This is a genomic window from Streptomyces sp. NBC_00557, from assembly GCF_036345995.1.
Lineage (GTDB): Bacteria > Actinomycetota > Actinomycetes > Streptomycetales > Streptomycetaceae > Streptomyces.
In genome coordinates this window covers 1093052-1108180 of the sequence record NZ_CP107796.1, presented here as the reverse complement: position 1 = coordinate 1108180, position 15129 = coordinate 1093052, and the positions used below count along the sequence as shown (strand labels likewise).

General features: G+C 74.6%; 11 protein-coding genes. 9 read left to right on the top strand and 2 right to left on the bottom strand.

Annotated features, from left to right (window positions below):
* Positions 1 to 39: 39 nt before the first annotated feature.
* Entirely contained in the window at positions 40 to 1011 is a 972-nt protein-coding gene (locus OG956_RS04255) for a lysylphosphatidylglycerol synthase transmembrane domain-containing protein (protein WP_330336576.1), read from the bottom strand.
* A 96-nt stretch (positions 1012 to 1107) separates the two neighbouring features.
* Here OG956_RS04255 and OG956_RS04250 point away from each other — a divergent pair, with 96 nt between their 5' ends.
* From OG956_RS04250 to OG956_RS04225, 6 genes are all read left to right on the top strand, one after another.
* Entirely contained in the window at positions 1108 to 3003 is a 1896-nt protein-coding gene (locus OG956_RS04250) for an ABC transporter ATP-binding protein (RefSeq protein ID WP_330342733.1), read from the top strand.
* Between the two features lie 163 nt (positions 3004 to 3166).
* Entirely contained in the window at positions 3167 to 4522 is a 1356-nt protein-coding gene (locus tag OG956_RS04245; RefSeq protein WP_330336575.1) for a lectin, read from the top strand.
* A 163-nt stretch (positions 4523 to 4685) separates the two neighbouring features.
* Complete coding sequence (locus OG956_RS04240) at positions 4686 to 5225, top strand: (2Fe-2S)-binding protein (RefSeq protein WP_330336574.1); 540 nt, start codon at positions 4686 to 4688, stop codon at positions 5223 to 5225.
* Positions 5222 to 6217, top strand: coding sequence for an FAD binding domain-containing protein (locus tag OG956_RS04235; RefSeq protein WP_330336573.1), 996 nt, complete (start codon positions 5222 to 5224; stop codon positions 6215 to 6217). The genes OG956_RS04240 and OG956_RS04235 overlap by 4 nt, the downstream gene beginning before the upstream one ends.
* An 18-nt stretch (positions 6218 to 6235) precedes the next feature.
* Positions 6236 to 8383: a xanthine dehydrogenase family protein molybdopterin-binding subunit gene (locus OG956_RS04230; RefSeq protein WP_330336572.1), complete on the top strand. Its 2148-nt coding sequence runs from the start codon at positions 6236 to 6238 to the stop codon at positions 8381 to 8383.
* Positions 8380 to 10782 carry a glycoside hydrolase family 65 protein gene (locus tag OG956_RS04225; RefSeq protein WP_330336571.1) on the top strand — a complete coding sequence of 801 codons (2403 nt, stop codon included), beginning with the start codon at positions 8380 to 8382 and terminating at the stop codon, positions 10780 to 10782. Before OG956_RS04230 ends, OG956_RS04225 begins: the two co-directional genes overlap by 4 nt.
* Here the strand turns inward: OG956_RS04225 and OG956_RS04220 are convergent.
* Positions 10761 to 11804, bottom strand: coding sequence for a bifunctional class I SAM-dependent methyltransferase/NUDIX hydrolase (locus OG956_RS04220; RefSeq protein WP_330336570.1), 1044 nt, complete (start codon positions 11802 to 11804; stop codon positions 10761 to 10763). The two genes, OG956_RS04225 and OG956_RS04220, sit on opposite strands and share 22 nt — an antisense overlap.
* A 149-nt stretch (positions 11805 to 11953) precedes the next feature.
* On the opposite strand from OG956_RS04220, the gene OG956_RS04215 reads away from it, so the two are divergent.
* The 3 genes from OG956_RS04215 to OG956_RS04205 all read left to right on the top strand — a co-directional run bounded on the left by OG956_RS04215 (position 11954) and on the right by OG956_RS04205 (position 15019).
* Positions 11954 to 12754 carry a LytR/AlgR family response regulator transcription factor gene (locus OG956_RS04215; RefSeq protein ID WP_330336569.1) on the top strand — a complete coding sequence of 267 codons (801 nt, stop codon included), beginning with the start codon at positions 11954 to 11956 and terminating at the stop codon, positions 12752 to 12754.
* Between the two features lie 125 nt (positions 12755 to 12879).
* Positions 12880 to 13251: a hypothetical protein gene (locus OG956_RS04210; RefSeq protein WP_330336568.1), complete on the top strand. Its 372-nt coding sequence runs from the start codon at positions 12880 to 12882 to the stop codon at positions 13249 to 13251.
* Positions 13252 to 13282: 31 nt separating this feature from the next.
* On the top strand, positions 13283 to 15019 hold the full coding sequence (locus OG956_RS04205) for a sodium/solute symporter (protein ID WP_330336567.1): 1737 nt from the start codon (positions 13283 to 13285) through the stop codon (positions 15017 to 15019).
* The last annotated feature ends 110 nt before the right edge of the window (positions 15020 to 15129 follow it).

The window sequence follows — 15129 nt, the reverse complement described above, 5'->3', positions numbered from 1 at the left end:
GAAGTCCTCCTCGGTTCGGTTGGGTGAGGCCACTGTGCCTCAGATGACCTTCAACCGGACCAGCGCCCCCAGCGTCAGTGCCCCCGGCAGCAGCGGCACCCACACGGTGATGATGCGGTAGGCGAGGACCACCGCCGTGGCCACCGCGGCCGGCCCGCCCACCGCCACCAGGGCCACGATCAGCGCCGCCTCCACCGACCCCAGGCCGCCGGGGGTGGGCACCAGCGCCACGGCCACGGTCGCCGCGAGGTAGGCGAGCGCCATGTGCGCCACCGGCACCGGCAGACGGAGGGCCTGTCCGACCGCGGCGAGACCGGCCGCCTGCAGCGCGGGGAAGGCCAGCGACCCGCCCCACAGGGCCAGGGCGCGGCAGGGCCGGGCGTGCACCGAGCGCGCCTCGCCGAGGGCGTCCCGCAGGAACGCGCCCACGCGCCGGCGCAGCGGCCGTACGACGGCGGTCCCGGCCGCCGCCACCGCCAGCAGGCCGGCCGCGCCCAGCAGCAGCGGCAGCGCCGAACCGTCGGGCAGCAGGGGGCCGAGCCGCAGGGCGTCGGGGAAGGCGAGCAGCAGCGCGCACAGCAGGCCGAGCCGGCCCACCGACTCGGCCAGCAGATACAGGGCGAGCGCCGCCGAGGAGCGGGCGAGCGGCACCCCGCACACGGTCATGAAGCGCAGGTTCACCGCGCCCGCGCCGAGTCCCGTGGGCAGCAGGTGGTTGGCCGATGCGGCCGCGAACTGGGTGGCCAGCAGCCGGCCCTTCGGCAGCGGCTGCACCACCGCGCCCTGGCGGGTGAACGCGGCGGCCACCCAGGTCAGGCAGGTGGCGCCGGCCGCCGCCAGCAGCCACGGCCAGGAGGCGGTGCGCAGCTGGCCGAAACCCTCGGCGAGCAGCGAGCGGTTCCGCACGGCGGCCACGGCGACCAGCGCGAGCGGCACCAGGCACAGCACCCGGCGGACGGGGACGCGACGGGGGAGTCGCCCCCGGGGCGGGGGAAACAGGACGGCAGTCACATCGGAAGAGGTTCTCCACGCCGTCCCAACTGCGGGTGAAATGCCGCCGACCTTGACCTCAACGAAGCTTGAGGTTCTACGTTCTCTCCCATGAGCATGGAGACCACCGCATGGACGCAGCTGCACAGCGTGATGAACGCGCAGTCCGAGCGCCGTCCGTTCGCCCGCGCCACACTGCGCCGCATCGCCGCCTTCGCCCGCCCGCACCGCGCGGGCATCGTCCGCTTCGTCCTGCTCGGGGTGGTGACGGCCCTGCTCGCCGTGGCGACCCCCATACTCGCCGGCCGCGTCGTCGACGCGATCGTGGCGGGGCACGACTCCGGGACGGTGATCAGGCTCTCCCTGCTCATCGCCCTCGTCGCCCTCGCCGAGGCGGGGCTCGGCATCCTCGGGCGCCGGCTGTCGGCGACGCTCGGGGAGGGGCTGATCCTCGATCTCAGAACGGCTGTGTTCGATCATGTGCAGCGCATGCCGGTCGCGTTCTTCACACGGACACGTACGGGCGCGCTCGTCAGCCGGCTCAACAACGACGTGATCGGCGCCCAGCGGGCGTTCGCCAACACCCTCTCCGGCGTGGTCAGCAACCTGGTCACGCTGCTGCTCACCCTGGCCGTGATGCTCACCCTGTCCTGGCAGATCACCCTGCTGGCGCTGGTGCTGCTGCCGGTGTTCGTGCTGCCCGCCCGCCGCATGGGCAGCCGGATGGCCCGGATGCAGCGGGAGGCGGCGGCGCTGAACGCGGCCATGGGCACCCGGATGACCGAGCGCTTCTCCGCTCCCGGCGCCACCCTGGTCAAGCTGTTCGGCCGCCCCGAGGAGGAGTCCGCGGAGTTCGCGGCCCGCGCCGCCCGCGTCCGGGACATCGGGGTGCGCACAGCCACCGCCCAGTCCGTCTTCATCACCGCCCTGACCCTGGTCTCCGCCCTCGCCCTGGCCCTCGTCTACGGCCTCGGCGGCTGGTTCGCGCTGCACGGCACCCTGCAGGCCGGCGCGGTCGTCTCCCTCGCCCTGCTGCTGACCCGGCTGTACGCCCCGCTCACCGCGCTCGCCGGCGCCCGGGTGGAGGTGATGAGCGCGCTCGTCAGCTTCGAGCGGGTCTTCGAGGTGCTCGACCTCCAGCCGCTCATCGAGGAGAAGCCGGACGCCCGCGAGGTCCCCGAGGGCCCGGTCGCCATCGAGTTCGACGACGTCCGCTTCTCCTACCCCTCGGCCGACCAGGTCTCCCTGGCCTCCCTGGAGGAGGTCGCCGCCCTCGACACCCGCGGCGGCAGCGAGGTCCTGCACGGCATCTCCTTCCGCGCCGAACCCGGCGAGACGGTCGCCCTCGTCGGCTCCTCCGGCGCCGGGAAGTCGACCATCGCCCAGCTGCTGCCGCGCCTGTACGACGTCGACGCGGGCGTGGTCCGCATCGGCGGGGCCGACGTCCGCGACCTGACCGCCGCCTCCCTGCGCGGCACGGTCGGCCTGGTCACCCAGGACGGCCATCTCTTCCACGACACCGTCCGCGCCAACCTGCTGCTGGCCAGGCCGGACGCCACGGACGACGACCTGTGGGACGCGCTCGGCCGGGCCCGGCTCACCGATGTCGTACGGTCCCTGCCCGACGGTCTCGACACGGTGGTCGGCGAGCGCGGCTACCGGCTCTCCGGCGGGGAACGCCAGCGGATGACCATCGCCCGCCTCCTGCTGGCCCGGCAGCGCGTGGTCGTCCTGGACGAGGCCACCGCGCACCTGGACAACACCTCGGAGGCCGCCGTGCAGGAGGCTCTCACGGAGGCGCTGGAAGGGCGTACGGCCGTGGTGATCGCCCACCGGCTGTCCACGGTCCGGGCGGCGGACCGGATCCTGGTCGTGGAGGCGGGACGGATCGTGGAACGGGGCACGCACGAGGAGCTGCTGGCGCTCCAGGGGCGGTACGCGGAGCTGTACCGGACGCAGTTCGCGGACGCGGGTGAAGCCGCGGCGGCGGTGGCGGAGGCGCCGTCGGCCTGAGCGGGGCGGGGGCCTTCCACGGAGCCGGGTTGGCGTCGCACCCCTTGACGCCACTGGTCCGTACCTTTAGTTTCACGCCTTAATCAAAGCCGGTGGACAGCTCAACGCGCGCTCGCCCCATCGGTGTTGAGCCCTATCCCCCCACGCGAAAGGCCACCCGCACATGGCCAGACCCCTCCCCCTGGCGGTTTCCCTCGGCGTCCTGGCGCTCTCGGCCGGACTCGTCACCGCTGCCCCCGCCCAGGCCGCCACCGGCGCCATCACCGGGCTCGCCGGCAAGTGCCTCGACGTCGCCGGGGCCGGCTCGGCCGACGGCACGCCCGTCCAGCTCTACGACTGCAACGGCACCAACGCCCAGCAGTGGACCGTCGGCAGCGACGGCACCATCCGGGCGCTGGGCAAGTGCCTCGACGTGACCGGCAATTCGACCGCCGACGGCGCCAAGGTGCAGCTGTGGAGCTGTACCGGCGGCGCGAACCAGAAGTGGACCGTCACCGCAGCCCACGACATCGTCAACCCGCAGGCCGACAAGTGCCTGGACGTCACGGACAACAACTCCGCCAACGGCACCCGGACACAGATCTGGACCTGCACCGGCGGCGCCAACCAGAAGTGGACCGCGCCCGCGGCCGGCGGCGGCACTCCGGCCGCGCCGATGGCCGTCGCGCCGTACCTCTACAACGGCTGGGGCAGCCCGCCCGACCCCACGACCATCACCCGGGCCACCGGCGTGAAGTGGTTCACCCTCGCCTTCGTGCTCAGCAACGGCTACTGCAACCCCCAGTGGGACGGCAGCCGCCCGCTGACCGGCGGCGTCGACCAGCAGACCGTCACCACCGTGCGGGCGAACGGCGGTGACGTCATCCCGTCCTTCGGCGGCTACAGCGGCAACAAACTGGAGAGCTCGTGCTCCAGCGCCGGCGAACTGGCCGGCGCCTACCAGAAGGTGATCAACGCCTACGGCCTGAAGGCGATCGACATCGACATCGAGGCCGACGCCTACAGCAGCGCGACCGTGCAGCAGCGCACCGTGGACGCGCTGAAGACCGTGAAGGCGAACAACCCCGGTCTGAAGGTGTACATCACGATGGGCACCGGGCAGAGCGGCCCCGACACCAGCCTCATCAACCGCGCCGCGTCCTCCGGGCTCACCGTGGACGCCTGGGCCATCATGCCGTTCGACTTCGGCGGCGCCGGCCAGAACATGGGCAACCTCACCACGCAGGCCGCCGAGGGCCTGAAGAACGCACTGAAGAACGCCTACCACTACAGCGACGACCAGGCCTACCGGGACATGGGCATCTCGTCCATGAACGGCATCACCGACAACAACGAGACCGTCACGGTGAACGACTTCCGCACCATCCTGGCCTACGCCCAGGCCCACCACCTCGCCCGGCTCACCTTCTGGTCCGCCAACCGCGACCGGCCCTGCACCGGCGGCCCCGCCGACAGCTGCTCCGGCGTCAACCAGTCCGACTGGGACTACACCCGCGTCTTCGCCGGATACACCGGCTGAGCGCGGGGCGCCTGGAGAAGCAGCAGGTGGTCTCCTCGGCGGACCTCGCGGACCTGGTCCGCCACCGCTGAGCACGGGTGTGGCCCGCCGGACGTGTGAGGCGCCGCCGCGTGGATACGCGGTCAGGACGGACTCAGGGCCCGTCCGGAAGGCCATCCCTGCCATGACCAGTGAAAACCAGCTTCCCGCCGCATCGGAGATCACCCTTCGTGTCAACGGCAAGCCCCACACCGTGCACGTCGACCACCGGCGTGTCCTGCTCGACCTGCTCCGCGAGGACCTCGGTCTGACCGGGTCGAAGAAAGGCTGCGACCACGGCCAGTGCGGTGCCTGCACCGTGCTGGCCGACGGCCGCCGCGTCAACAGCTGCCTGCTGCTCGCGGTCGCCCTCGACGGCAGCGAGATCACCACCGTCGAGGGCCTCGGCGGCGACGGCGAGGGGCCGCACCCGCTGCAGCGGGCCTTCCTCGACCGCGACGCCCTCCAGTGCGGCTACTGCACCCCCGGCCAGATCTGCTCCGCCCTCGGCATGCTCGCCGAGGCCGCGGCCGGACACCCCTCCCACGTCACCGATCCCGCGGCCCCCTCCGGCCGGCCCGTCCCGCTGGACCGGACCGAGATCCGCGAGCGGATGAGCGGCAACCTGTGCCGCTGCGGCGCCTACCCGCGCATCGTCGAGGCGGTCGAGGACGTGATCCGGTGAACGGCTTCGGATACCTCAGGCCCGCGAGTGCCGAGGAGGCCGTGGAGGCGTACGCCGCCCACCCCGGCGCCCGCTATCTGGCCGGCGGCACCAACCTGGTCGACCTGATGAAACTCGGCGTCGAGCGGCCCACCGTCCTCATCGACGTGGGCCGGCTGCCGCTCGGCGGCGTCGAGATGCTGCCCGACGGCTCGCTGCGTGTCGGCGCCACCGTCCGCAACAGCGACCTCGCCGCCGACCCGCGCGTCCGCGACCGCTACCCGGTGCTCTCCCAGGCCCTGCTCGCGGGCGCCTCCGGGCAGCTGCGCAACGCCGCCACCACCGGCGGCAACCTGCTCCAGCGCACCCGCTGCCCCTACTTCCAGGACCTCGGCAAACCCTGCAACAAACGGGAGCCCGGCAGCGGCTGCGGAGCCCGCGAGGGCGTGCACCGCGACCACGCGGTCCTCGGCCACTCCGAGCAGTGCATCGCCACCAACCCGTCCGACATGGCCGTCGCCCTCGCCGCGCTGGACGCCGAGGTCGAGCTGTACGGCACCGAGGGCCCGCGGCGGCTGCCGGCGGCCGACTTCCACCGGCTGCCGGGCGAGCACCCCGAGCGGGACACCTGGATCCGCCCCGGCGAACTGATCACCGGCGTGCTGCTCCCTGCGGCCACCGCTGGCGTCCCGTCCGCCTACCGCAAGGCCCGCGACCGGGCGTCGTACGCCTTCGCCCTGGCGTCCGTGGCCGTCGTGCTGCGGGTCACGGACGGCGTCGTCGACCACGCGGGGGTCGCCTTCGGCGGGCTCGCCCACCGGCCCTGGCGGGCCCGGCACACCGAGCTGGCCCTGCTGGGCGCCCCCGCGACCCCCGAGGCCTTCGAGGGAGCCGTCGCCCTGGAACTCGCGCACGCCGAGCCGCTGCGCGACAACGCCTACAAGGTGCCCCTCGCCCGCAACCTCGCCCTGGACGTCCTGAACCGTCTCACCCCCGCCCCCGCGGCGGCCTGAGCCGACGCAGGAGGAACCATGACCGCCCACCCCCCGGACGAGCACCCCGCCCCGCAGACCCGGCGCCCTGCCGGTGGCGTCCTCGGCGCCGCCGTCGAGCGGCGGGAAGGATCGCTGAAGGTGGGGGGCACCGCCCGCTACGCCGGGGAGTACCAGCTGGCCGGCAGGGCGCACGCCTGGCCCGTGCCCGCCACGGTCGCGCGCGGGCGGGTCACCGGCGTCGACACCTCCGCCGCCCTCGCCCTGCCCGGTGTCCTCGACGTGCTCACCCCCGGCGACGCGCCCCGGCTCGCCGAGCCCGAGGACGGCACGCTCGCCGTCCTGCAGAGCCCGGACGTGCCGCACCGGGGCTGGTGCGTGGCCCTGGCCGTCGCCGAGACCCCGGAGGCGGCCCGTGCCGCCGCCCGCGCCGTCCGCGTCGGCTACGCCGCCGTACCGCACGACGCCGAGCTGCGCCCCGGCCACCCGGACACCTACGAGCCGGAGGTGACCAACGCCGGATTCCCGGGCCGCGTCGAGTTCGGCGACCCGGAGGCCGCCCTGGCCGGCGCCGAGACCCGCGTCGACGTCACCTACCGGGTGCCCCCGCTGCACAACCACCCCATGGAGCCGCACACCAGCACCGCCCACTGGGACGGGGACCGGCTCACCGTGTACACCTCCAGCCAGGGCGGCACCACCGTGCGGGAAGTCCTCGCCCACATGTTCCGGATGCCGGAGGAGCACGTCCGCGTCGTCACCGAGCACGTCGGCGGCGGCTTCGGCTCCAAGGGCACCCCGCGCCCCGACGTCGTCCTCGCCGCCCTGGCCGCCCGGCGCACCGGCCGGCCCGTCACCCTCGCCTACCCCCGCCGGTACCTGCCCACCACCGTCGGCCACCGCGCGCCGACCGAGCAGCGGCTGCGCCTCGGCGCACACGCCGACGGCCGGCTCGCCGCACTGCTGCACGAGGTCACCACCCACAGCTCCCGCGTACGGGAGTTCGTCGAGCAGGCCGGAGTGCCCTCCCGCGTCATGTACGCCACCCCGGCCCTGCTCAGCGTCCACCGGGCGGTCCGGCTCGACGTCCCCGGCCCGTCCTGGATGCGCGCCCCCGGCGAGGCGCCCGGCATGTACGCCCTGGAATCCGCCCTCGACGAACTCGCCGACGCGCTCGGCATGGACCCGGTGGAGCTCCGGGTGCGCAACGACCCCGAGCGGGAACCGGGCAGCGGCAAGCCGTTCAGCAGCCGGCACCTGGTGGAGTGCCTGCACGAGGGCGCCCGCCGCTTCGGCTGGGCCGACCGCGACCCGCGCCCCCGCAGCCGCGCCGAGGGCCCGCTGCTCATCGGCACCGGCGTGGCCGCCGCCACCTACCCTGCCTCGGCCGTCCCGGCCACCGCGGCCGCCCGCGCCCTGCCCGACGGCACCTTCACCGTCCGGATCAACGCCACCGACATCGGCACCGGGGCCCGTACCGTCCTCACCCAGATCGCCGCCGACGCCCTCGGCGCGCCCCTCGACCGGGTCCGCACCGAGATCGGGCACAGCGACCTGCCGTCCGCGTGGCTGGCCGGCGGCTCCACCGGCACCGCGTCCTGGGGCTGGGCCGTGCACAAGGCGTGCACCGAACTGGCGTCCCGGCTCGCCGGGCACCCCGGACCGCCGCCCGCCGAGGGCATCGAGACCCGCGCCGACACCGCCGGCGAGGCCGACGCCGACAGCCCGTACGCCCGGCACGCCTTCGGCGCCCAGTTCGCCGAGGTCGCCGTCGACACCGTCACCGGCGAGACCCGGGTGCGGCGGCTGCTCGGCGTCTTCGCCGCCGGGCGGATCCTCAACGCCCGTACCGCACGCTCCCAGTTCACCGGCGGCATGGTGATGGGTCTCGGCATGGCCCTCACCGAGGGCAGCACCCTGGACCCGGTGTTCGGCGACTTCACCGAGGCGGATCTCGCCTCCTACCACGTGCCCGCGCACGCCGACGTCCCCGCCGTCGAGGCGCACTGGATCGACGAGGACGACCCGCACCTCAACCCCATGGGCAGCAAGGGCATCGGCGAGATCGGCATCGTCGGCGCCGCCGCCGCCATCGGCAACGCCGTCCACCACGCCACCGGCATCCGCTTCCGCGAACTGCCCCTCACCCCCGACCGGATCCTCGCCGGCCTGCTGTCCGAGGGGTGAGCGCGACGGGACCCACCTGGGAGTACGAGGGCTACCGACCGGAGGAGGAACGCCTGCGCGAGTCGCTGTGCACCCTGGGCAACGGCTACTTCGCCACCCGCGGGGCGCTGCCCGAGTGCACCGCCGACGACATCCACTACCCCGGCACCTATGTGGCCGGCTGCTACGACCGGCTCACGTCCGAGGTCGCCGGACGCCGCATCGAGAACGAGGACATGGTCAACCTCCCCAACTGGCTGCCGCTGCGCTTCCGTCCGGCGGGCGGCGCCTGGCTCACCCCGGACACCGCCCCCGTCACCGAGCACCGGCTCACCCTCCACCTCGACCCCGGCCTGCTGGAGCGCCGTACCAGCTACGGCCTCGACGACGGCGGCGCCCTGCACGTGCGCCAGCTGCGGCTCGTCCACCTGGCCGACCCTCATCTCGCCGCCCTGCGCACGGAGTTCAGCGTCGACGACCGTGCGGTCGACCTGGAGGTCGAGGCCGCGCTCGACGGACGCGTCACCAACTCCGGCGTGGCCCGCTACCGCGACCTGGACGGCCGGCACCTCACCCAGGTGCGGACCGGCCTCGCCGAACACGGCGCGATGTGGCTGCGCTGCCACACCCGCACCTCCCGCATCGAGTGCGCGCTGGCCGCCCGGATGACCGCGGACGCGCCCGTGGCGACGGGCCAGGAGGCCCTGCGCGCCGTCCAGCACGTGCGGCTGCGCCCGGCGCCCGGCGCCGCCGTCACCCTCGACAAGACCGTCGCCCTGCACACCTCGCACGACCCCGCCATCGGCGACCCGCTGGAGGCCGCCGTCGACCGCGTCGGCGCCGCCCCCGGCTTCGAGGACCTGCTGGAGACGCACACCCGGGCCTGGGAGCAGCTGTGGCGGCGCACCGCGCTGGAGGTCCCGGGCGAGGCGGGCGCCATCCTGCGCCTGCACCTGTTCCACGTGCTGCAGACCCTCTCCCCGCACACCGCCGACCTCGACGTCGGCGTCCCCGCGCGCGGGCTGCACGGCGAGGCCTACCGCGGCCACGTCTTCTGGGACGAGCTGTTCGTCCTGCCCTACCTGAACCTGCACCTGCCCGAGGTGTCCCACGCCCTGCTCCACTACCGGCACCGGCGACTGGACGCCGCCTGCCGCGCGGCCCGCGCGACCGGCCGGCGCGGCGCGCTGTATCCGTGGCAGAGCGGCAGCGACGGCCGCGAGGAGGCCCAGGAGGTGCACCTCAACCCCCGCTCCGGCCGCTGGGTGCCGGACCACTCCCGGCTCCAGCACCACGTCGGCTCGGCGGTGGCGTACAACATCTGGCAGTACTGCGAGGCCACCGGCGACACCGACTTCCTGCACGGCGAGGGCGCCGAGATGCTGCTGCAGATCGCCCGCTTCTGGGCGGACTCCGCAGGCTACGACGAACGCCTCGGCCGGTACCGGATCCGGGGCGTGATGGGCCCCGACGAATACCACGACGCCTACCCCGGCGCGCCCCGGCCGGGCCTGGACGACAACGCGTACACCAACGTCACCGCCGCCTGGGTGCTCGCCCGCGCCCTCGAACTGCTCCGGATCCTGCCCGAGCCGCGCCGCCGCGAACTCGGCCAGAGCACCGGCCTGGAACAGGACGAGCCCGCCCGCTGGGAGGAGATCTCCCGCACCCTCCATGTGCCCTTCCACGACGGGGTGATCAGCCAGTTCGAGGGCTACGGCGACCTCGCCGAACTCGACTGGGACGCCTATCGCAAGCGGTACCGGGACATCCGGCGCCTGGACCGGATCCTGGAGGCCGAGGGCGACAGCGTCAACCGGTACAAGGCGTCCAAGCAGGCCGACGTCCTCATGCTCGGCTATCTCTTCTCCGCGCCCGAACTCCGCTCCCTCTTCCGCCGGCTGGGCCACCGCCTCGACGAGCGGCTGTGGACCGCGACCGTCGACCACTACCTGCACCGCACCAGCCACGGCTCCACCCTCAGCGGCCTGGTCCACGGCTGGATCCTGACCCGCGCCCGCCGCGCCGACGCCTGGGCCTTCGTCCAGGAGGCGCTGCGCGGCGACATCGCCGACCTGCAGGGCGGCACCACCGGCGAGGGCATCCACCTCGGCGCCATGGCCGGCACCCTCGACCTCGTCCAGCGCGGACTGACCGGCCTGGAGACCCGCGACGGCGCCCTGTGCCTGGACCCGGTACCGCTGCCCGAACTGTCCTCCTACGGCGTCCGCATCCGCTACCACGGCCACTGGGGCGTCCACCTCCGGCTGCGCAGCGGCCTGCTGGAGATCTCCGTGCCGGCCTCCGACCGGGCCCCCATCGACGTCTGCCTGCGGGACCGGGTGGTCCCGGTGGGCCCCGGCGAATCGGCCCGTCTCGTGGTGCCGGACGTGGCCGCTCAGCCCTCGGTCACCGGGTAACGGTGCACGGGCGGCAGCCCCGGCAGCAGACCCGGCCACACCGTGTCCAGGACATGCGCGCTCGGTGTGAACAACGGCCGCCCCAGCAGCGGGAGATCGGCGACCTCGTGCCACTCCCAGCGGCGCATCAGCCGCGGTTCGGTGACCACCGGCTCGCCGGTGAAGGCGCCCACCCGGACGGCCGCCGTCACCCGGGGGACGCCGTGCGCCGAGTCCATCAGGATCGCCCGGACCCGCGCCCCGGCCGGGTCGGCCTTCAAGGAGGTCTCCTCCTCCAGCTCCCGCACGGCGGCGGCGGCGAAGTCCTCGTCTGCGTCGTTCTTGCCGCCCGGCAGCTCCCACACGCCCCGCACCGACCAGCCCAGCAGCACCCTGCCCGCCGCGTCCGTCACGACCACTCCGGCACCGGTGAGGGCGTGCGGCGAAGGGGTGCCCTTGCCGGCGTACCCGGGGGCGGCGGGAGCGGCGCCGCGCAGCACGAGCACGGCCAGGCCGTCGGCGTCGTACCGGTCCGCCGTCGCCCAGCCGGCGCCGAGCAGGCCGATCTCCTCCTCGTCCAGGGCGATGCCGCGCCGGTCCTGGGGTACGGCGCCGGCCACCGGTGTGATCACGCACAGCGCCCCGCCGGGACGCAGCCGCTCGCGCAGCCGGTTCAGCACCCGGGTGCGGTCGCGGACGAAGGCGAGGCTCAGCCGCATGACGATCACGTCGTAGCCGGCGTCGGGGAGCCGGCCGAGGTCGTCGCGCTCGATGTCCAGGCGCCGGTACGTCACTCCGGGCGCGTTGGTGCGGCGGGCCTCGGCGAGCGCCGTCTCCGACCAGTCGACGGCGTCCACCCGGTAGCCCGAACCGGCCAGGTGCCGGGCGAGTTCGCCCAGCCCGCAGCCGAGGTCCAGGGCGCGTCCGCCGGCCGGCGCCGGGAGATGCTCCGCCAGCAGCCGGCGCTCGCCGGCGCCGCGCGGGCGGAACCGGCCGCCGCCCGCGTAGTGCGCGTCCCACGCGTCGGGCTCGCTGTGTGCCACCAGGTCTCCTCGCCTCTGCTCGTCTTCGCCGGCCTCCGGATCCTCGCCCGGCGGCGGCCCTCGTACACCGGCGCCGGCGATCTCGACTCGGACGTCCGACTGGACCACCATGCGACCGTGGGTGGTGGAAAGAGGAAGGAGCGGTGCGGATGGCCGCGAGCGACGCCCCCCTGCGGGTGCTGGCCGTGGACGACGAGGAACCCGCGCTCGAGGAACTGCTCTACCTCCTGGAGCGGGATCCCCGGGTCGGTGCCGTGGTGCCCGCGGCCGGGCCCACCGAGGCGCTGCGCCGGCTCGGCCGGGCCCTGGAGGGCGGACCGGACGGCGGGGAACGCGTCGACGCCGTCTTCCTCGACATCGACATGCCCGGACTCGACGGCCTCGAACTCGCCCGCCTCATCGGCGGGTTCGCGGCTCGGCCACTGATCGTCTTCGTCACCGCGCACGACGACTTCGCGGTCCGCGCCTTCGACCTCAAGGCCGTCGACTATCTGCTCAAACCCCTCCGCAAGGAACGCGTCTCCGAAGCCGTGCGCCGGGTCGCCGAACTCGTCCGCGCCGGACAGGGACCCCGGCCGGCCGCCCTGCCGCCGCCCGCCCCCGCCTTCGACGACCACGTCCCCGTCGAACTGGGCGGGGTGACCCGGTTCGTGCCCATCGCCGACATCACCCATGTCGAGGCCCAGGGCGACTACGCGCGCCTGCACACCCCCCACGGCAGCCACCTGGTGCGCGTCCCGCTGTCCACCCTGGAGGAACAGTGGCGCGCCCGCGGGTTCGTCCGCATCCACCGCAGCCGGCTCGTCGCCCTCGGCCGCATCGAGGAACTCCGCCTGGACGGCGGCAACGTGTCCGTACGGATCGGCGACCGCCTCCTCGCCGTGAGCCGGCGCAACGCCCGCGAACTGCGCGACCTGCTGACCAGACACGCGGCGGGCAGGGCGCGGTGAGCCGCCCGGCCGTCCGCCGGGTGACGGAGCTGTGGCGATTCCGGTCCGGCCGCTGTCCCGGCACGTGCCCGCTGCGTACACTCGCCGCAGCACAAGGCGATCACCGCGGCGTCGGGGAGTGCGGCATGGGTGCGGAATCCGTCCCTCGCAGAGAGGTGGTCACCGCACGGCCGCGCCCCGCCGGCCATACGACCGCACCCCGCCCCGCGCCCTCCCCGCACCCCACCTCCGAGGCGGCCGCAAGCCGGCTGATACGGCGTCAGCTGCGGGCCGCGCTCACCGCAACCGCCCTCCTCACGCTCCTGCTCGGCCTGCTCCCCGTCCTGCTGCGGATCCTCCCGCTCGCCGACGCCGCACCCCGCGTCCCCCTGGCCGTCTGGCTCCTGCTGGGCGTGGCGCCGTACCCCGCCCTGCTCGCCATCGGCGTCTGGTACGTGCGCCGCGCCGAACGCAACGAGACCGGCACGGCCGTCGGCACGCCCGCGGAACGCCCCTGACCATGCGCCGACTTGCCGCCGGAGCCGGCCGGTGAACCAGACGTACGGCATCGTGGGCGTGACCGCCGTGATCCTCGCCACGGTCCTCGTCGGCGCGCTCGGCCTGCGCATCTCCCGCACCACCTCCGACTTCTACGTCGCCTCCCGCACCGTCGCCCCGCGCCTGAACGCCTGCGCGGTCAGCGGCGAGTACCTCTCCGCCGCCTCCTTCCTCGGCGTCGCCGGACTGGTCCTCGCCCAGGGCGTCGACATGCTCTGGTTCCCCATCGGCTACACCGCCGGGTTCCTGGTCCTGCTGGCCTTCGTCGCCGCCCCGCTGCGCCGCTCCGGCGCCTACACGCTGCCCGACTTCGCCGAGGCCCGGCTGGAGTCCCGGGCGGTGCGCAGGACCGCCGGCGTGCTCGTCGTCGGCATCGGCTGGCTGTACCTGCTGCCCCAGCTGCGCGGCGCCGGCCTCACCCTGCGGCTGCTCACCGGCGCCCCCGGCTGGCTCGGCGGGCTCATCGTCGCCGTCGTGGTGACCGCGGCCGTCGCCGCGGGCGGCATGCGCAGCATCACCTTCGTCCAGGCCTTCCAGTACTGGCTCAAACTCACCGCCCTGCTGGTGCCCGTCGTGTTCCTGCTGCCGGCCTGGCGCGGCGACGGCGCCCCGGCCGCCGCCTGGGACGAACGGCCCGTCTTCCACCGCTCCACCGAGGTGCGCCTGGACCGGACGCTCACCCTCACCGTGCGCGAACCGGTCCGCGTGACCGCGTCCGGGACGGTCGACGGCCGTACGGTGCACGGGACTTCCGTGCGGCTCGGCGCGGGCCGTCACCGTGTCGGAGCGGACACGGCCCTGCGCTTCCCGGCCGGCGCCCGCGTCCCCCTGCCCGACGGCAGCCCCGGCCGGGCGGCGCCCTCCAGCTGGGCCAGACCGCTGTCCTCGGACCGCGGACAGCACAGCCTGTACGCCACCTACGGGCTGATCCTCGCCACCTTCCTCGGCACCATGGGCCTGCCGCACGTCGTCGTCCGCTTCTACACCAACCCCGACGGCCGCGCCGCCCGCCGCACCACCGTCAGCGTGCTCGCCCTCCTCGGCGCGTTCTACCTCCTGATCCCCCTGTACGGCATGCTCGGCCGCCTGTACGCCCCCGACCTGCTGCTGACCGGCGACACCGACGCCGCGGTCCTCGTCCTGCCGCAGCGGCTGCTCGGCGGTGTCGCCGGGGACCTGCTCGGCGCGCTCGTCGCGGGTGGCGCGTGCGCCGCGTTCCTCTCCACGGCCTCCGGGCTCACCATGTCGGTCGCGGGCGTCCTCGCCCAGGACGTCCTGCCCACGCTCGGCGTCCGCCACTTCCGGCTCGCCACGCTGCCCGCCATCGCGGTGCCGACCGCCGCCGCGGCCGTGGTCAGCGACCTGCCCGTGGCGGACGCGGTCGGCCTGGCCTTCGCCGTCTCGGCGTCCTCCTTCTGCCCGCTGCTCGTCCTCGGCATCTGGTGGCGCGGCCTGACCCCGCCGGGCGCGATCGCCGGGCTGCTCCTCGGCGGGGGATCGGCGTTCACCGCCGTGACGGCCACGATCGCCGGCGGCGCGCGCTCGGGCTGGCTGCACACGCTGCTCGCCTGGCCCGCGGTGTGGTCCGTCCCCGCGGGCTTCACCGCGATGGTGCTGACCTCCCTGGCGACCCGCGGCCGCGTCCCGCCCGGCACCGCCGCGACCATGTCCCGCCTCCACCTCCCCGAACCCCCGCCCCCCACCCGCCCCGGACCGGCGACGCCCTGACTCCAGGAGCCCCAGTGCCACCCACCGACACCGCCCACCGCCCCCCGGCACCGGCCACCGGCCACGCTCTGCCGGACCGCAGCGACCACGAGAACCAACCGCGCGGCACC

Coding starts and splice junctions, on each gene's coding strand:
- OG956_RS04240 (WP_330336574.1), top strand. CDS start 4,686: ATGACCAGTGAAAACCAGCTTCCCGCCGCATCGGAGATCACCCTTCGT.
- OG956_RS04245 (WP_330336575.1), top strand. CDS start 3,167: ATGGCCAGACCCCTCCCCCTGGCGGTTTCCCTCGGCGTCCTGGCGCTC.
- OG956_RS04215 (WP_330336569.1), top strand. CDS start 11,954: ATGGCCGCGAGCGACGCCCCCCTGCGGGTGCTGGCCGTGGACGACGAG.
- OG956_RS04230 (WP_330336572.1), top strand. CDS start 6,236: ATGACCGCCCACCCCCCGGACGAGCACCCCGCCCCGCAGACCCGGCGC.
- OG956_RS04250 (WP_330342733.1), top strand. CDS start 1,108: ATGGAGACCACCGCATGGACGCAGCTGCACAGCGTGATGAACGCGCAG.
- OG956_RS04210 (WP_330336568.1), top strand. CDS start 12,880: ATGGGTGCGGAATCCGTCCCTCGCAGAGAGGTGGTCACCGCACGGCCG.